The 16,796-nt window shown below is 54.7% G+C and carries 17 protein-coding genes; 9 read left to right on the plus strand and 8 right to left on the minus strand.

Annotated elements, in window-relative coordinates:
- Window positions 1–6: 6 nt before the first annotated feature.
- The 4 genes from frlB to AABB92_RS20915 all read left to right on the plus strand — a co-directional run bounded on the left by frlB (window position 7) and on the right by AABB92_RS20915 (window position 2,929).
- A complete protein-coding gene (gene frlB, locus AABB92_RS20900; protein WP_031378112.1) occupies window positions 7–1,029 on the plus strand; it encodes a fructoselysine 6-phosphate deglycase in 1,023 nt (340 codons plus the stop codon).
- A 99-nt stretch (window positions 1,030–1,128) separates the two neighbouring features.
- Window positions 1,129–1,914: a fructoselysine 6-kinase gene (frlD, locus tag AABB92_RS20905; RefSeq protein WP_152659118.1), complete on the plus strand. Its 786-nt coding sequence runs from the start codon at window positions 1,129–1,131 to the stop codon at window positions 1,912–1,914.
- Between the two features lie 99 nt (window positions 1,915–2,013).
- Entirely contained in the window at window positions 2,014–2,745 is a 732-nt protein-coding gene (locus AABB92_RS20910) for a GntR family transcriptional regulator (protein WP_031378111.1), read from the plus strand.
- On the plus strand, window positions 2,726–2,929 hold the full coding sequence (locus tag AABB92_RS20915; protein ID WP_031378110.1) for a hypothetical protein: 204 nt from the start codon (window positions 2,726–2,728) through the stop codon (window positions 2,927–2,929). Before AABB92_RS20910 ends, AABB92_RS20915 begins: the two co-directional genes overlap by 20 nt.
- Window positions 2,930–2,944: 15 nt before the next feature.
- Here the strand turns inward: AABB92_RS20915 and AABB92_RS20920 are convergent, their stop codons facing one another.
- The 6 genes from AABB92_RS20920 to AABB92_RS20945 all read right to left on the minus strand — a co-directional run bounded on the left by AABB92_RS20920 (window position 2,945) and on the right by AABB92_RS20945 (window position 8,497).
- Complete coding sequence (locus AABB92_RS20920; RefSeq protein WP_031378109.1) at window positions 2,945–3,412, minus strand: GlcG/HbpS family heme-binding protein; 468 nt, start codon at window positions 3,410–3,412, stop codon at window positions 2,945–2,947.
- Between the two features lie 11 nt (window positions 3,413–3,423).
- The gene (locus AABB92_RS20925; protein WP_052720639.1) at window positions 3,424–4,791 is read right to left on the minus strand and encodes a c-type cytochrome; all 1,368 of its coding nucleotides are present in this window, start codon (window positions 4,789–4,791) and stop codon (window positions 3,424–3,426) included.
- Entirely contained in the window at window positions 4,791–6,383 is a 1,593-nt protein-coding gene (locus AABB92_RS20930) for a GMC family oxidoreductase (RefSeq protein WP_046289413.1), read from the minus strand. Before AABB92_RS20930 ends, AABB92_RS20925 begins: the two co-directional genes overlap by 1 nt.
- Window positions 6,370–7,041: a sugar dehydrogenase complex small subunit gene (locus AABB92_RS20935; RefSeq protein WP_031378107.1), complete on the minus strand. Its 672-nt coding sequence runs from the start codon at window positions 7,039–7,041 to the stop codon at window positions 6,370–6,372. The genes AABB92_RS20930 and AABB92_RS20935 overlap by 14 nt, the downstream gene beginning before the upstream one ends.
- 39 nt (window positions 7,042–7,080) lie before the next feature.
- Entirely contained in the window at window positions 7,081–7,491 is a 411-nt protein-coding gene (locus AABB92_RS20940) for a DoxX family protein (RefSeq protein ID WP_031378106.1), read from the minus strand.
- Between the two features lie 118 nt (window positions 7,492–7,609).
- Window positions 7,610–8,497 carry a LysR family transcriptional regulator gene (locus AABB92_RS20945; RefSeq protein WP_046289414.1) on the minus strand — a complete coding sequence of 296 codons (888 nt, stop codon included), beginning with the start codon at window positions 8,495–8,497 and terminating at the stop codon, window positions 7,610–7,612.
- Between the two features lie 94 nt (window positions 8,498–8,591).
- Between AABB92_RS20945 and AABB92_RS20950 the strand changes: the two genes are divergently transcribed.
- The 5 genes from AABB92_RS20950 (at window position 8,592) to AABB92_RS20970 (ending at window position 14,700) form a co-directional block, all read left to right on the plus strand.
- Entirely contained in the window at window positions 8,592–9,572 is a 981-nt protein-coding gene (locus AABB92_RS20950) for a hydroxyacid dehydrogenase (protein ID WP_031378105.1), read from the plus strand.
- Window positions 9,569–10,261 (plus strand): RraA family protein, encoded by a 693-nt coding sequence (locus tag AABB92_RS20955; RefSeq protein ID WP_031378104.1) that lies wholly within the window; start codon window positions 9,569–9,571, stop codon window positions 10,259–10,261. Before AABB92_RS20950 ends, AABB92_RS20955 begins: the two co-directional genes overlap by 4 nt.
- Window positions 10,258–11,403: an L-dopachrome tautomerase-related protein gene (locus tag AABB92_RS20960; RefSeq protein WP_238585860.1), complete on the plus strand. Its 1,146-nt coding sequence runs from the start codon at window positions 10,258–10,260 to the stop codon at window positions 11,401–11,403. Before AABB92_RS20955 ends, AABB92_RS20960 begins: the two co-directional genes overlap by 4 nt.
- Window positions 11,404–11,698: 295 nt before the next feature.
- The gene (locus tag AABB92_RS20965; protein WP_031378103.1) at window positions 11,699–12,991 is read left to right on the plus strand and encodes a CitMHS family transporter; all 1,293 of its coding nucleotides are present in this window, start codon (window positions 11,699–11,701) and stop codon (window positions 12,989–12,991) included.
- A 686-nt stretch (window positions 12,992–13,677) separates the two neighbouring features.
- Complete coding sequence (locus tag AABB92_RS20970) at window positions 13,678–14,700, plus strand: tyrosine-type recombinase/integrase (RefSeq protein WP_046289415.1); 1,023 nt, start codon at window positions 13,678–13,680, stop codon at window positions 14,698–14,700.
- 186 nt (window positions 14,701–14,886) lie between these two features.
- Here the strand turns inward: AABB92_RS20970 and AABB92_RS20975 are convergent, their stop codons facing one another.
- Together AABB92_RS20975 and AABB92_RS20980 are read right to left on the minus strand one after the other, a co-directional pair.
- A complete protein-coding gene (locus tag AABB92_RS20975) occupies window positions 14,887–15,924 on the minus strand; it encodes an NADP-dependent oxidoreductase (RefSeq protein WP_031378101.1) in 1,038 nt (345 codons plus the stop codon).
- Window positions 15,914–16,768, minus strand: coding sequence for an oxidoreductase (locus AABB92_RS20980; RefSeq protein WP_046289416.1), 855 nt, complete (start codon window positions 16,766–16,768; stop codon window positions 15,914–15,916). Before AABB92_RS20980 ends, AABB92_RS20975 begins: the two co-directional genes overlap by 11 nt.
- Window positions 16,769–16,796 lie beyond the last annotated feature (28 nt).

Raw genomic sequence — 16,796 nt, forward strand, 5'->3', positions numbered from 1 at the left:
TGTTTCATGTTGAATATTGATAAACGCAGTGTGGATTTTCTGGTAACTGAAAATATGGTACCGGAAGTTGAAAAGATTCTGGAACGGGATGTGCCGCGCGTTGACGCCATGGTTGATGAGATGGTACAGCGCGGAATCGATCGCATCTACTTCGTTGCCTGCGGGTCACCGCTCAATGCCGCCCAGACGGCAAAGCACCTCGCCGATCGCTTCTCCAGCCTGCAGGTTTATGCGCTGTCCGGCTGGGAATTTTGCGATAACACACCGCATCGTCTCGATGCGCGCTGCGCGGTTATTGGCGTCTCGGATTACGGTAAAACCGAGGAGGTGATTAAGGCGCTGGAGTTGGGTGCGGCCTGCGGTGCGTTCACGGCTGCCTTCACTAAACATCACGACAGCCCGATTACCCAGGCGGCTGACCATGTTCTGGCCTATGAAGCGGATTGTATCTGGGAGATACACCTGCTGCTCTGCTACAGCGTGGTGATCGAAATGATTACCCGTCTCTCACCGCATACCGAGATCGGCAAAATCAAAAATGACCTGCGTAAGTTGCCGCAGGCGCTGGGGCATCTGGTGCGCACATGGGAAGATAAAGGCCGTCAGCTTGGCGAACAGGCGAGTCAGTGGCCGATGATCTATACCGTATCGGCCGGTCCGCTGCGTCCACTCGGCTATAAAGAGGGCATTGTCACCTTAATGGAGTTTACCTGGACGCACGGCTCGGTGATTGAGAGCGGCGAGTTTCGTCACGGGCCGCTTGAAGTCGTCGAGCCTGGCGTACCTTTCCTGTTTTTGCTGGGCAGCGATGAGAGTCGTCATACCACCGAGCGGGCAATTCGCTTCGTGCGCGAGCGCACCGATAAGGTGATCGTGATTGATTATGTGGAGATTTCTCAGGGACTGCATCCGTGGCTGGCACCTTTCCTGATGTTCGTCCCGATGGAGTGGCTCTGCTACTACCTCTCTATTTATAAAGATCATAACCCGGACGATCGCCGTTATTACGGCGGATTGGTTGAGTATTAATCCTTTTGCCCGGCCTGATGAGGGCCGGGCGTAGCGACCAGGAGAAGCGAAATGAAAAAGGATAATGCAGCTGAAGGTGCAACAGCGCAGCCTGACGGGATTATGCGGTTGGCGACGGTAGGCGATAACTGCGTGGATATCTATCCTCAACTCAACAAAGCCTTTTCCGGCGGTAACGCGGTGAATGTCGCGGTCTACAGCAGACGTTACGCCATGCAGTCTGCCTGCGTGAGCTGGGTCGGTGACGATGCGTATGGCGCGCTGCTGAAGCGCGACCTGCTGCAACAGGGTGTCGATATTTCGCATCTTCACACTAAAGCTGGCGTGACCGCGCAGACCCAGGTTGAGCTGCGCGACAACGACCGCATTTTGGGCGATTACACCGAAGGCGTTATGGCGGATTTTACGCTGACTAATGAAGATCTGGCATGGCTTAACGGCTTTGATATGATCCATTCGGCTGTCTGGGGGCATGCGGAATCGGCGCTGCCGGCGTTAAAAGCGGCGGGCAGGATCGTCTCCTTCGACTTTGCCGATAAATGGGAAAACCCGCTGTGGCAGAGTTTACCGCCGCATCTTGACTACCTGTTTGCGTCGGCGCATGTCGAATCGGCCTGGCTACGTGACCGACTGCAAACCGTAGTAGAGTGCGGCGCGGGCGTCGCGATTGCCACGCTGGGCGAAAATGGCAGTCTCGCCTGGGATGGTAAGCAGTTCTGGCGTATGCCGCCTGAACCGGTGAGCGTGGTGGATACGATGGGGGCCGGTGATTCTTACATTGCTGGCTTTCTCTGCGCGGTTGCTGCCGGCCTGCCGATCGTAAAGGCCATGCAGCAGGGATCGTGCTGTGCCGCCCGCACACTGCGCTATCATGGCGCCTGGTAATCCCTGCGTTGGCGTGACGCTGGGCGCGCCAACCCCTATGACTCCGCCCTAAAGCCTCCTATAATCACCTCCACTGTTTCCAACTGTCAGGGTCGACTCATGCCAGCGACGGCGCGATATTCACATCAATTGCTCTATGCCACGGTACGTCAGCGCCTGCTGGATGATATTGCGCAGGGCACTTACCTGCCGGGCCAGCAAATCCCGACCGAAAGCGACTTATGCAGCTTGTATAACGTCAGCCGCATTACCATTCGTAAGGCGATAACCGAGCTGGTTAACGATGGCGTATTGATCCGCTGGCAGGGGAAAGGCACCTTTGTGCAGAGCAAAAAAGTTGAGAACGCGCTGCTTACGGTGAGCGGTTTCACTGATTTCGGCGTCTCGCAGGGAAAACCGACGCGTGAAGAGGTGATTGAACAGGAACGTGTCAGCAGTGATCCCTTCTGCGAAAGGCTTAATATTGCTGGCAATGGCGAAATGTTTCGCCTGCTGCGGGTGATGTATCTTGATAACGAGCCGCTGTTTATCGACTGTTCGTGGATCCCCCTCTCGCGGTATCCCGGCTTTGATCAGGTTTATCGCGTCGGTGCGTCAACCTATAAACTTTTCCATGAAAAATATGACAGCCGCGTGGTCAGCGACAAAAAAACCATCGATATTTTCACCGCCACCAAAGCCGAAGCGCTCAGACTGCAGTGCGAACTGGGCGAACCGCTGTTTCGCATCAGTAAGATCGCTTACGACCAGCACGACAAACCGGTGCACTATTCAGAGCTGTTCTGTCGGGCAAACCGTGTAAGCCTGACAATTGATAACCATCGTCACTGAAAATCGCCGTATCGGCTGGGATGATGCTGAACCCAACCCTGAAGCTACATCGCGTCTGGATACCAGCCGCACGCGATCGCGTCTGGATGATCCCGCTATTCCAGAGCTGCGACACAATTACCGCCAGCGTGACGGAATGGATGTCGCTCACCCGGATGTGGCGTTACTGCACCAGGTGAGCTGACCGGCTTCGGCTACCTCAATTCAGCGCCTCACTGGCCGCTTTGGCAATGGCAATTTCATTTGGGTTGGCTGAGCCGCTGACGCCAACCGCACCGGTGACCTGACTATTCAGGGTGACCACCGACCCGCCGCCCAGCGGCACCATTCCCGGCAGCGTGGCGATGGCAGGTTCAGCGCCATTGGCACGCGCCATGTAGCGATCGGTTGAGGTGCGATAAAGCGCGGCGGCACGTCCTTTCTGGATCGAAGAGTCGATACAGCCGATTGGCGCATTATCCATTCGCTTAAACGCCAGCAGTTGGCCCGATTGATCCAGCACCGCGATGCAAACCTGCGCATTCAGGGTTTGCGCCTGCTTTTCAGCCCGGGCAATCATGTGCTGTGCATCTTCAGCGCTGAGGATCGTCTGGGTCAGGGTGGCATCAGCCGTCGCTGTCCAGAGCGTGGCGAGCATGCAGAGCGAGGTACAAAGTGTTTTCTTCATTGTTTCTCCTTTTACCGGTTCATTTTTTTGGCGCGATACTGCTTCAGCAGCAGGCAGATAAGCAGCAGCACCAGCAGACACAAAACGATCCACGGCGCGCGCTGCAGCCAGGGGTTGTTTTTAGGCTGTAGCAATACCTTTTCTACCTGCGCTTCGGTGACAGATTGATCGGGCTTACCAAATCGGGTTGAAACGTAATCCAGCAGGCGTGTCAGCTCGCCACGGCTCATCTGATGGGCGAAGGCAGGCATAAAAGCGTGCCCGGCCTCGGTGGTACGATTGACCCCTTCAGCAACGGTCATAATCAGATTGGCGGGATCGGCCGCAATCACTGCAGAGCTGCCGGTTAATCGCGGAAAGGATTGCGGATTATCGTGAGTGCCTTCGCCCTCTGCCCCATGACAGCTGGCGCAGGCGGCATTGTAGAGCTGCGCCCCACTCAGATGATTGCCGGATATCGCATCCTCAAGCGTTGCCGCCGGCCCGGATTCAACCGACACCACGTTAAACTTGTCCGGCGCGGAAAGAGCCTGAGGTTTTGCCGGCGCTTCTCCCAGCGTTAACAGATAGCGGGCAATAGAGTGACGGTCATTATCAGTAAGACGTGAGAAGGAATTCTCTACGGCAGTGCCCATTTCACCCGCCGCAATGGCTTTGCCCGGCAGCGAGCCGGTTTTGAGATAGGTAGTCAGCGCCTGTTCTGACCAGTCATACAAATGGGCCTGAGTCAGATCGGGGGCATTCCAGCTGCCGACTTCGCCTCCACGCAAAAAGCTCCCGCTTTTCTCTGCCATCATCAGGTTGCGTGGTGAATGGCAACTGCCGCAGTGCCCCAGCGTTTTCACCAGATATTCACCGCGCGTTGTGCTGATTTGATCAGGACTTCCGGCGGGCAGGGCTTCCTGAGACAGAAACAGGGCATTCCAGACGGACATCATCGATCTGACAGAGAACGGAAATGGAAGCTGCGTCTCAGGCACGCGGTGATCTTCCGCCGGTACGCCGTAAATCAAGTAGTTGTAGAGTGCGTCAATGTCCGCATCGGTCATCGATGCGAAGGCGGTGTAAGGCATTGCCGGATAGAGATAACCGCCATCCGGTCGTCGGCCTTCCCGCATTACGCGCCGAAAGTCGCTCAGTGAATAACGGCCAATGCCATTCAGCCGTGAGGGAGAAATATTGGTGGCGATGATATCGCCCAGAGGAGATGAGATCCGGTAACCGCCAGAAAAGGGGTTGCCGTTATCGGGATTGCGGTGGCAGGCCGAGCAATCACCTGCAATCGCCAGATATTCACCGCGCTTAAGCGTCGCCTCATCAGGGGTTGCCCGCACCAGCACCGGAAGCAGCAACAGAAAGACCAGCGTCATTCGCATCATTACAACTCCCGAATCAGGGTGTCAGCCAGACGGAGCGCCAGCGCGATGCCGGTCAGCGTCGGATTCACCGTGGCTGAGGTTGGCATGACCCCGGTGGTGGCGAGAAACAGATTCGAATGATCCCAGCTGCGACAGTGCGCATCGACCACCGAGTCGCGTGGGTTGTCGCCCATAATCGTGGTGCCCATGATGTGATACTGATTACGCCATCCTGTGGGTGCCTCAACTATTTCGCCATTAAAGGCCATCAGAAAATTAGCGAAATCCCGGTAAGCCTGTGCACGCATGCCGCGGACATAACCGTCCAGCTGATAGTTCACCTGCAGCATGGGTAGTCCGATAGCATCACGCCGGCTCGGGTGCGGAATCACGCGATTGGTGGGGCTGGGCAGAGTTTCACTCATGGTGCTGATGTTCATGATGCGCGAAGCGCGATCGCGAATCGCCGCATCAAGTTCACGTCCCATCAGCCCTTGCTTTAGCAGTGACGGTGTCACGTCAATATTCGGCACCAGATTGCGCAACGAATAGCGAATGGCAGAGTGTTGGGCACGGCTCGGCTCATCGCGTCGGGTGGCAATACTGCCGTGCTGAACGGAACCACGGCCTGTCCAGAGGGGTTCATCCGCCAGAAACGTCATGCTTAAACCGGTGTGATCCATCAGATTGCGGCCAACCTGATCGGAACTGTTCGCCACCTCCGACATCAACAGCAATTTTGCAGTTTCCAGCCCATGGGCAGCCACGATGAATTTTTTCGCGCGGAGTCGCACATTACGGCCGTCAGGTTTGCGGTAGTGCACCGCGACGATCTGATTGCCAGCGCCCTTCTCCAGCTGCCAGGCGACCGATTCAGTGCGCAGATCAACGCCCAGCGCCACCGCTTTATCGACATGCATATCACCGGAATACATGGCACCGATGGGACAAACCGGTTCGCAGTTGTTGTTGCCGGCACAGGCTGGACGACCATCGTAAGGCTGCGAAATCCGGGCATGCGGTTCATGTATCACCTGGTAACCGAGCGGCCCAAGTCTGGCCTGCATCCGTTGCACCATGTAGGGTTTGGCTTCCGGTGGCAAAGGATAAGGCGCGGAACGCGGTGGCCATGCCGCCCGGCCCTGACCGCTTTGATCCTCATCAGCGCTGCCCACTACGCCAATTTCACGCTCGGCGAGAAGATACCAGGGTTCGAGATCGTCATAATCTATCGGCCAGTCGCGGCCAACGCCGTAAACGCTTTTTAGTTTGAAATCATTCGGCAACAGCCGCCAGCAGGCGGATGCCCAGTGGCGGGTACTGCCGCCAGCCACTTTCAGAAAGCTGGTGACATACTGAAAATCCGCATCGCCGTGCGCCTCAATGTAGCCATCGGTATAACTATTGGGTGCCCAGGGCAGGTTCGGATAAGGCGCGCACCAGTTACGCTTGCTGGCGCTGTTGCGGTAATTTTCTACCACTTTCCAGCGCGGAATGTAGGGTCCCGCCTCCAGCATAATCACCGACTTGCCGGCTCTGGCCAGTTGACAGGCTGCGTTGGCGCCCAGTGCGCCAGAGCCAATAATCACCACGTCGGCATCATACTGCGTCATGATTTACGTCCTCTGCATGGCTCAGCAGACGCACCGCATCGGCATGGGTTCTGGCTCGCCCTTCCACCATCGCCAGCCATTCGGGCTGCGGCTCGGTGATAACGCGGGCTGCACGCGGTGAGTCGGTGCCCCAGGCGGTGATGTTTTCCGGCATCGGGGGCGCAGTTACACCCTCTGGCACCGCCTGCCAGTAATCATGTCCGCGCTGGGAATAGGAGGGGCGTGGCGTAATACTGGCCGTTGGCTCATACATCAATGCCGAGAGGAACGTGACAAACTGCGCGTCGTCAGTGGCGCGGGTAGTGGCAGGATTACCGGTATAGCCCAGATACCACGGCGTGATAATGGACAGCGCGGTTGTAACCTCCTCTTCAGAGAGCTGCGCGAGACGCTCTTCCGGCGACAGGTGGATATGGCGACGTAAGCGTTCAGCCAGCCGCGTAAGTTGCTGGTCAAAATCGTGCGTCTGGCGGGATAGCAACAGATAGAGACGCTGACAGATGGCCGGATCCAGTCCCTGTCGACCCGTTAAGGTCTGGCTGACAAAAAGTAATGTCTCTTCACTGCCGGACCCGGCCAGCGCAGCAGGCATGATAGCGGGCACGCTGATAATGACGCTTGATGAAATCATCATGCGCAGGAATGTACGCCTGTTCATTTTTCCTCCAGGTGTAGGTAGGGTAAGAAATAATGCGGATTAAACGGCGTATTTTTTATTTTGAATCCGCTGATTCAGCCATTTATCGATGCTCCAGGGGCCGGCACCGTGAATTATTAGCATCAGGAATCCGGCGCAGCAGGATATATTTTTCAGCCACACCATCAGATGGGCGTGCGAATAACCGGGATAAAAAAGAAATGCGGAAAGCAGAGAAAAAATCACCATGAAAATGCAAACAAAACGGGTTAAAAATCCGAACGTTATGGCGAGACTGCCTGCAACTTCCAGCAAAATAACCCACGGTAGAAAATAATCTGACACGCCGTTTTGACGCATCAAAATTAAGTTCTCATCGTAATGAATTATTTTATCGATGCCGGATGTGAAAAAAAGTGCGACAGCGAGCAGGCGCGATAAAGCCCAGATAAACATTTTATAATTTTTCATTTTTTATTAGCTTGAGGTAAGCGTTGTTATTTTTAAAATAGGCCTCAATCAATAAATTTTTTTTGACTTTTTGTGCGGTGAGTCATTTCACCGCATCGCCATCGCGCTCAAAAAGGTTTCACCACTGCCAGCGTTTTTCAGCCAGCTCAACCAGCAATCGTGCGGCTGGTGTCAGTTCGCTCAGCGATCGGTATTGCCAGCCAAAAGTCCGCGGCATGATCACCAGCGGCAGTGTGATTTCTACCAGCGACGGTGGAGTCATCTCCTCCTGCAACAGGCGGCGCGAAAGAAAACTCAACAGCTGAGTCTGCGCCAATACCTGGCGAAGCGGCGATAAAGTATTACTCTCCATCTGCACTTTTGGCGCGGCATAGCCGCCGCTCAGCAGGCGTTGTTCAAGCCACTGCCGGGTCGCAACCTGCGGCGAGGGTAATAACCACTGAAAACGGTTCAGTTGTTCAGGCGTGGGATGCAAACCCGCCAGTGGATGAAAGCAGCTGGCAGCCACCACCACTGGATCTTCCATCAACGGGCGGGTAATAAATTCATCGCTCTTATCCGGTAAAAATCCCAGGATCAAATCCAGTTTGTTTTCCCGCAGCCGTGACTGCAGCAGATCGTTCAGCCCTACCTGCACTTCAAGCACCACGGTAGGCGCATGCTGCAGTAATTCACGGGTTAAATGCGGCAGCATAAATTCGGCTGCAGTAGCTGCAACACCGAGGCGGATCACCCCGGCGGTTCCCGCGCCGAGGGCATTTAAATCCTGCTGCGTCACCTGCATCAGGTGCAGAACTTTTTGAGCGCGTTCACAAAGTAGTAACCCTGCTTCCGTCAATTGTATCCCGCGTCCCACCTTCAGAATCAGCCGCGTTGAGCATGATTTTTCCATGCGCTGAATGCACTTTGTCAGCGCCGGCTGAGTAATACCAAGGGCTTGCGCCGCTTTGCCAAGGTGAGCGGTTTCACGTACCACCACCAGGTAACGCAGGTCTTTAAGCTCCATTCATTCCTCGCAGGAATCAAATCATAAAGAACAGAGAATATTATTTATCAATTCAACCTGCCAGGCTAAATGAAAATTAACACTGGAGTAACACATGAGCTGGAGAATCCTGATGACCGCCCCGACGTTAGGGGCCGGAGGACAACACGCACTGGCCGAGGCAGGATGCGAAGTACATTACCTGCATGACAGCCAGGATGAGGCCGAGGTTGAGAGAGTGATGGCGCGCATCCCTTTTGATGCGGTTATTTCCCGCACGGTTGCCCTTTCCCGTCGCGCCATCACCGCCTGCCCGAGCCTGAAGGTGATTTGTAAACACGGCGTTGGCGTCACCAATATTGACGTCGAGGCGGCTACCGAACAGCACATTCCGGTATTTACCACGCCCGGCACCAATGCGCAGTCGGTGGCTGAACTGACCATCGGCTTGATGCTGAACGCGGCACGCCGCATAAGCTGGTATCAACAGGAAATCGAGGCGGGTCGCTGGACCCGCAACGGCGGCGGTATTGAACTCAGCGGCAAGACGCTGGGTCTGGTGGGCTTTGGTGAAATTGGCCAGCGGGTTGCCCGTATTGCACACGCAATCGGGATGCGCGTCTGCTTTTACGATCCGGTGGTTGGCGATCAGCAGACAAATCTGCCTGGCGAACAGGTCAGTTCACTGGACAGCCTGCTGACCCAAAGCCACGTAATCAGCCTGCACTGCCCGGTCAATGCGGCAACACGTCAGATGCTGAACAGCCGCACGCTGGCGCTGTTACCGCCCGGCGCGGTGATCATCAACACCGCGCGCGGTGAGTTAATCGATGAAGCCGCGCTGGATGCGGCGCTGCGTAACGGTCAGCTTTTCGCAGCCGGACTGGATACCGTCGCCTCGGAGCCTCTCCCCGCCGATCACCCTTTTCGCACGCTGAACAATCTGCTGCTGACGCCGCACATTGGCGGCTCGACGCCTGAAGCGCTGGATGCGGTGGCGCGTTTTGCGGCGCGTCAGTGTCTCGATTTTCTGGCAGGTCATGCGGTAAATCCAGTGACCTGTGTTAACCGAACTGTACTTAAGGAACGCTCATGACAACCGATAACCGCTGGCCTGCTGGCTATTTTATTGGGCAACGTGGATCCCTGCCCGATGCTGACACCATCGACGCCTTCTGCCGTTTACCGGTGCCGAATATCGGAGACTGCATGGGCCGCAGCTGCGGCGCATCCGGATTACAGGCTTATCATAACGACCCGCAGCATGTACTCTGCGGCCCGGCGCTGACGGTCAAGGTCCGTCCCGGCGATAACCTGATGATCCACAAAGCGATAGAGATGGCCCAGCCGGGCGATGTTCTGGTCATTGATGGATCGGGCGATCTTACCCAGGCGCTGATCGGTGGGCTGATGCGTACCTCCGCGCTGGAGAAAGGTATCGCGGGTTTTGTCATTGATGGCGCGATTCGGGACATCAACGAATGGGCAGAAGGCGGCGTCGCTCTCTGGGCCCGGGGAAATACGCTGCGCGGGCCCTCGAAGGAAGGCCCTGGCGAGATCAACGTCACCATACAGTGCGCGGGGATGGTGGTGGCACCAGGCGATTTAATCGTTGCCGATGCGGATGGTGTGATTGCGATTCCACAGCAGCAGCTCGCGTCGTTACTGCCCCGGGTACGTGAACATGAGCAGCGCGAAGCGCGCATTCGCGAAAATAACCGGCAGGGCACCGCCGATCCGGAACGTTTTAACGCGATTTTACGTGCTAAGGGGTGCCCGCTGTGATCAATAAAAAACATACCCGCTCGCTCAGCCTGCTGACACTGCTGTCGGCAATGATGACAACAACCTGTGTCGCTGCCGAGGATCAGCTGCCGGTTCAGTTGCCGACGCAGCAGGACAGTCGTTTGCAGCAGGTTGAAACTTCACCGCGCGTCTGGAATGGCGTTACGGTCAGCGCGGATGGGCGCATTTTTGCTTCGCTGACACAGTCTGAAGGCACCGGTTTGCAGCTGGCTGAAGTGAAGAACGGGCAACTCGAAGCCTGGCCAGACAAGGCGTGGAATCAGTGGGATAGCAAGGACCCGTCCCATCATTTTTTACATGTTAATGCGCTGCGATTTGGCCCTGATGGCGATCTGTGGGTCATGGATGCTGGCAATAAAGGGATCGGTACCGGCGACAAAGCGGTAGAAGGCGGCGCCAAACTGGTACGCATCAATATTCAGACGCGCAAAGTTGTGGCGAGCTATCTCTTCAGGGCTCCCACGCTGAAGCCCGCCAGCTATCTGGATGATGTCCGTTTTAATGGTGATTTTGCCTATATCACTGACCCAGGCGCAGTCGGGCTGGTGGTGCTGAACCTGAAAAATGGCCAAAGCTGGCGCGTGCTGGATAATCACCCGCTCTCCATCGATCATCAACCAATCTATGCTGATGGGAAAAAGCTTTTCTTACGCGACGGGCGTGAAAAGCGGGTAGGACTGGATCAGCTCGAAGTCTCTCCTGATGGCAAATGGCTCTATTACCAGGCTATTCCGGGGCCGATGGCGCGAATAGAGACCCGTTATCTTAATGATGCAACGCTAACGGCTGAAGAGGTTGCCCGTCACACACAGAAGTTTGTTGAAACCTGGAGCACCGGTGGTACCGCTATTGATGCTGACGGCAATCTCTATGCATCGGATATCAACACGCGTTCGGTGAAACGTATTACCCCGCAGGGTGATGTGAGCACGGTGATTCAGGATCCCCGACTGGTCTGGATTGATGCGATGTGGATCTCTGAGGGGCAACTCTGGATGCCATCGGCGCAGATTAACCGGACTCCGGCGACAACCGGCGGTAAGCCTTCTGTGGTGGAGTACCCGGTTAAGCTCTATCGGCTGAGTTTGCCGGTCGCGCCTTCACCGCGCGATCATCAATAATTGACAGGCCCGTTAATTCGGGCCGAATTATCAGGCTTTAGCCAGAAAGTAATTAATCGTTCTCAGACGTAAGTATCGCCTTTAATCATCATCACTTTGCGTGATTTGAAATTTGTTAAAAACATGAGTCAGCGCACAGGAATAATCTTTTTATTGATTGTTAACAGCATCCTTTTTTTCTGATAATGGCTGAATCATTAATAATAACGTTAGTGCACATCGCATTGAATTAAAATCCGCTACGTTTTCTGTTTGTCGCTGACGGACGGGCGATCTCCCTGCAACAGGATAAAATATGTTACTTATTATCAGTCTGCTCATGATAGCCGTGTTTATTGGTCTGTTAATGACCAAAAAGCTCTCTGCCCTGACGGCATTGATTGTGGTGCCAACCCTGTTTGCATTATTAGCAGGGAATGGTTTAGAGACGGGCGATATGGTAATTAAAGGATTGCGCACCGTTGCGCCAACCGGCGTCATGCTGATTTTCGCCATGCTCTATTTTATGAGCGTAACAGATGCCGGTATGTTCGATCCGATCATTAAGAAAATTGTTTCAGCCGTAGATGGTGATCCGGTGAAAATATTTTTCGGCACGGTGCTGCTGGGTTTTATCGTCGCACTGGACGGCGATGGTGCAACCGTTTATATGATTGTGCTTTCCGCGTTTCTGCCGATCTATGAGCGCATCGGGTTGTCGAAATTAAAATCAGCGTGTTTGCTATTACAGTGCACCGGCCTGGGGAATATGTTTCCCTGGGGTGGCCCGACGGCACGTGCTGCAACAGCCGTACATGCAGAGATCAGCACGCTGTTTGTTCCCTTAATGCTGCCCTTACTGGCTTGTGTGATCTGGACTTTTGTCATGGCGTTTATACTGGGACGGCATGAACGCAAACGAATTGGCTGGAACGGCGATTCGGCAGAGAAGCCCCCGCTGGTCTTCGAAGCTAAAGCCTGTGCAAGCTGGCGCTTCTGGACAAACTGGGTATTAACCATTGCACTCATTACGCTGCTGGTGCTGGACCTGGTGCCAATGGCCTATCTGTTTATGCTGGCGACGGCAATAATGTTTCTGGTTAATTTTCCTCGTCTCGACCAGCAGCAGGAGCAGCTTGGCCGGCATGCTCCGGCGATTCTTTCTGTCGCCAGCTTAATTTTTGCGGCGGCGGTATTTACCGGGATTTTTTCAGAAACAGGGATGGCAAATGCACTCGCGCAGGCGATTGTGAACGTTATTCCTGCGGCGTTAGGTCCTTATTTAGCCGTGATTACCGCCTTGATCAGTATTCCGGTAACCTGGCTGGTTTCAAATGATGTTTTTTACTTTGGTATGTTGCCCGTTCTGGTTCAGGCAGCCAGCCATTATGGTATTGCGCCAGTAGAGATGGCGCGTGCTGCGCTGGTGGGCCAGCCGGTTCATATATTAAGTCCGCTGGTCGCATCGACCTATCTGCTGGTGGGCATGCTGAAACTGGATTACGCCCAGACGCAGCGATTCACGTTACGCTGGTCATTTATTACCAGTATCGTGTTCTTTTTAACCTGCCTGTTACTGGGTGCCTTCCCTTTTTATCAGAACGTTTAATCTAAAAAATAGCAGGATGATCGATTGAAATATCATCTTGGCTGCTTAGGGTAACGTACATCATATAAATTTTAACGGGTTTAATATCGATGATGAATCTGCCTGGCAGAATCACCTTATCAATCAGATTAATGCGGTCCTGAAAAATGCACGTTACTTTAATAAAAAATTGAATATTAAAATTTGCAGCACTGTTAATCTATTTTTAATCTGACTGGTACAGCAAAGCCTCTGGGTTTTTAATTAGCGAGTTTGTTAAGTATAAAAAATAACATGTCAGAACTTTGGCCGCACAACCCCCTGGTATGCAGGTGTGAGACGAGTGCAATGCTAATGCTAATGCCAATGCCAATGCCAATGCCAATGCCAATGCCAATGCCAGAATAGACTCAGGTAAGACGTAGCGCAAAATGGCCTGAAGCTGGCTACCCGCTGGCTTCGGCAACCCTCTCCTGCGGTTGTCGCAGTACGGATCAATGATCGCTGTTCATTACGCAACTGAGTTCGTATAATTGTACTTATACGAACTCAGATTAATGAAATGCTGTGCGCTCAGGCTGGATACCCGCCAGTCTCAGGGTAAAAAATGGCAACGCTACGTGAATTCTGTCCGGTTATCCCCCTGCCAGTATCACAGAATTGACGTAGCGCGATCACCGGCAAAAAAGGTCAATAAACGAGCAGAAATGACGAAGTTAATCCCGCTGGCCAATCTGAGTAACCCGCCGCATGCTGACATCACGGATCAGCTAAAACAATTTGTTCAGGACAAAGAGGCTTTTTCACCCAATACCTGGCGGCAGCTGCTGAGCGTAATGCGGATCTGTAGCCAGTGGGCAGAGGATAATCAGCGCAGTTTTCTGCCCATGGCAGCCGACGATCTGCGAGATTATCTGTCGTTTCTGGCAGAGAGCGGGCGGGCATCCTCAACCGTGTCGTCACATGCCGCGCTGATCTCAATGTTACACCGTAACGCCGGACTGCCGGCCCCTAATCACTCGCCGCTGGTTTTTCGTGCCATGAAGAAGATAAATCGGGTAGCGGTGATGAAAGGAGAACGAGCCGGACAAGCCGTACCGTTCAGACTGACCGATCTGCTGGCGCTGGATGAGCGGTGGAGCCGTTCACTCCGCTTGCAGGAGCTGCGTGATTTAGCATTTTTACACGTGGCGTACGCGACTCTGCTGCGTATCAGTGAGCTGGCACGACTGCGGGTGCGGGATGTCTCTCACGCCACGGATGGAAGAGTGATCCTCGACGTCGGCTGGACCAAAACCGTTGTTCAGACCGGCGGACTGGTTAAAGCGTTGAGTTCCCGTTCAACGCAACGGCTTGAAGCATGGATTGATGCGGCGGGTCTTGCCAGCCAGCCTGATGCTTACCTGTTTAGTGCAGTGCACCGCTCTGGTCGGGTGATCACTGCCGGGGCGCCGATGAGTACCCGGGCACTGGAACAGATTTTCTCCCGCGCCTGGTCTGCCGCTGGAAATAACGGTCCTGTTAACGCCAATAAAAACCGCTACACCGGCTGGAGTGGGCACAGCGCCCGCGTCGGCGCAGCGCAGGATATGGCCGCCAAAGGCTACTCTATCGCCCAGATTATGCAGGAGGGTACCTGGAAAAAACCGGAAACCCTGATGCGTTATATTCGCCATGTCGATGCCCATAAAGGCGCTATGGTGGATTTCATGGAACAGCACACAGACTGACCGCAGGTAACGGATCGCAGTCTTTCGCTTTGCTGCCAGAAGTTATCCACAGAAAAAGTGGACAGCCTGTGTGTAAGCCGGTACTCACTATCCTGATGTTCTTGTCAGATCAGCGACATAGCCCGATAACGGCTAACTGGCGCTGTTTCCCGCCGATGAGCAGAAATAACGCCCGCGCATCCTCTGTCAGGCGCGGCTTAGCAGGTCGGGCTTTACGGCCACCACTACTTTTCCTTTTGCATGTCCCTGCTGCAAATGGAGCAGCGCCGCGGCCGCCTCATCAAACGGGAATACGCTATCGATAACCGGTCTGATATCTCCCGCCTCAACAGACTGGACGATCTGACGAAGTTGCTGGCCATCAGGCCGGACGAAAAGGAATGAATATGCCACGCCGCGTTTTTTCGCCAATCGTTTTATCCGGCGGCTTAGTAATCCGACGATCGCGGTAATGATGACGTTGAGTCGGCGTGCCCGGGCAAACCCGACGTCTAACGGACCAACCAGAGAGATTATCCTGCCGCCGGGCCTGAGAATATCCGGATACTTTTCAATCTCGTCTCCTCTCAACGTAGCCAGCACCAGATCATAATCCCGCAGTTCCGCCTCAAACGGCTGTCTGGTGTAGTCCAGCACCCGATCTGCGCCGAGGCGAGATACCCATTCAACATTGCCGCTGCTGGTCGTGGTGGCAACCGTAGCACCTGACAGTTTAGCCAGCTGAATAGCCAACGAACCGATGCCGCCTGCACCGGCGGGGATGAAGACTTTCTGGCCTGGCTGCAGTCCGCCGCGTTCGATCAACGCCTGCCAGGCCGTCAGGCTCACCATCGGCAGCGAAGCGGCCTGAATAAAATCGAGATTGACCGGCTTCAGCGCGGCCGCAGTTTCATTCACCAGGGTAAATTCGCTCAGCGAGCCGTAATCACTGTCAAAGGTGCTGGCAATGATCGCATCGCCAGGCTTAAAGCGCGTGACCTGGCTGCCGGTGGCAACCACAATCCCGGCCAGATCGCTTCCGATAACCGCGGGTAAGGTTAACGGCAGCACCAGCTTAAATATACCGGCAGGTATCATATTATCGATGGGATTGAGGCCTGCGGCATAGACTTCAACCAGCAACTGATCTGCCGCCGGCGCCGGTAAGGTTATCGACTGAAAACCGCTCTGAGGTTGCTTGCCGTAACGTTTAAAGGTAAACGCGCGGTGGGTTTTATTCTCCATTGGCTCTCTGCCCTTTCGGTTCAGTGGCCCGTCGGTCGTCGAGCTGAAGGCTATTGCGTACCGCTTTATCAAGCAGGCCGGCGGGTGCAAATCGGCGCAGAAACGCCAGCCTGCCGGCTAATTTGCCGACCGTGTAGCGCCGCTTTGGCTGAGTGCTTTGCGCCACTTTTACAGTCACATCAGCCACACTCTCTGGCTGCTCTGCTTTCGCCATCGCCTGACTGACAACGGCGGTTAATTTGTTGCGTATCGCCGCATATTCCTCAAGCGGAAGGTCCGCCTGCTGGCTGTTGCTCTCAAAATCGGTGCGGGTATACGCCGGCTCGATGACAGAGACTCGTATTCCCTGAGTGCGCAATTCGTGATCCAGCGCTTCGGAATAGCCTTCAACCGCATGTTTACTGGCGGCGTACAGCGCGACATAAGGCAGCGGGATGAGGCCGATAATCGAGCCAATATTGATGATGCGTCCCCCGCCCTGGCGGCGCATCTGAGGGATCACGGCACAGGTCATCCGCACCATCCCGAAGAAATTGGTATCGAACAGATGTTTTGCCTGGCCGATTGAACTCTCTTCAGCGGCTGCCGGCGCAATGCCATATCCGGCGTTGTTCACCAGCAGGTCGATGCGTCCTTCCCGTTGCAGGAGTTCTTCTATCGCCGCAGTAACCGAATCATCGTTGGTCACATCCAGCATCAGCAATGGAAAAGCGTGGTCGCCTGCTGGCCTGCCGCGCCGGCTGGTCCCATATACCCGGAAACCTGCAGCGATCAGTTTGTCAGCGGTGACATTGCCGATACCGGATGATGCCCCGGTAACCAGCGCCACAGGTTTAACATTCATATCGGGATCCTTGGATTAAATAATGGCA

This window comes from Pantoea brenneri, from assembly GCF_038594305.1.
In the GTDB taxonomy this organism is placed as follows: Bacteria; Pseudomonadota; Gammaproteobacteria; order Enterobacterales; family Enterobacteriaceae; genus Pantoea; species Pantoea brenneri.

Coding starts and splice junctions, on each gene's coding strand:
- frlB (WP_031378112.1), top strand. CDS start 7: ATGTTGAATATTGATAAACGCAGTGTGGATTTTCTGGTAACTGAAAAT.
- AABB92_RS20910 (WP_031378111.1), top strand. CDS start 2,014: ATGCCAGCGACGGCGCGATATTCACATCAATTGCTCTATGCCACGGTA.
- AABB92_RS20920 (WP_031378109.1), bottom strand. CDS start 3,412: ATGAAGAAAACACTTTGTACCTCGCTCTGCATGCTCGCCACGCTCTGG.
- AABB92_RS20925 (WP_052720639.1), bottom strand. CDS start 4,791: ATGATGCGAATGACGCTGGTCTTTCTGTTGCTGCTTCCGGTGCTGGTG.
- AABB92_RS20930 (WP_046289413.1), bottom strand. CDS start 6,383: ATGACGCAGTATGATGCCGACGTGGTGATTATTGGCTCTGGCGCACTG.
- AABB92_RS20935 (WP_031378107.1), bottom strand. CDS start 7,041: ATGAACAGGCGTACATTCCTGCGCATGATGATTTCATCAAGCGTCATT.
- AABB92_RS20940 (WP_031378106.1), bottom strand. CDS start 7,491: ATGAAAAATTATAAAATGTTTATCTGGGCTTTATCGCGCCTGCTCGCT.
- AABB92_RS20945 (WP_046289414.1), bottom strand. CDS start 8,497: ATGGAGCTTAAAGACCTGCGTTACCTGGTGGTGGTACGTGAAACCGCT.
- AABB92_RS20950 (WP_031378105.1), top strand. CDS start 8,592: ATGAGCTGGAGAATCCTGATGACCGCCCCGACGTTAGGGGCCGGAGGA.
- AABB92_RS20955 (WP_031378104.1), top strand. CDS start 9,569: ATGACAACCGATAACCGCTGGCCTGCTGGCTATTTTATTGGGCAACGT.
- AABB92_RS20965 (WP_031378103.1), top strand. CDS start 11,699: ATGTTACTTATTATCAGTCTGCTCATGATAGCCGTGTTTATTGGTCTG.
- AABB92_RS20970 (WP_046289415.1), top strand. CDS start 13,678: ATGACGAAGTTAATCCCGCTGGCCAATCTGAGTAACCCGCCGCATGCT.
- AABB92_RS20975 (WP_031378101.1), bottom strand. CDS start 15,924: ATGGAGAATAAAACCCACCGCGCGTTTACCTTTAAACGTTACGGCAAG.
- AABB92_RS20980 (WP_046289416.1), bottom strand. CDS start 16,768: ATGAATGTTAAACCTGTGGCGCTGGTTACCGGGGCATCATCCGGTATC.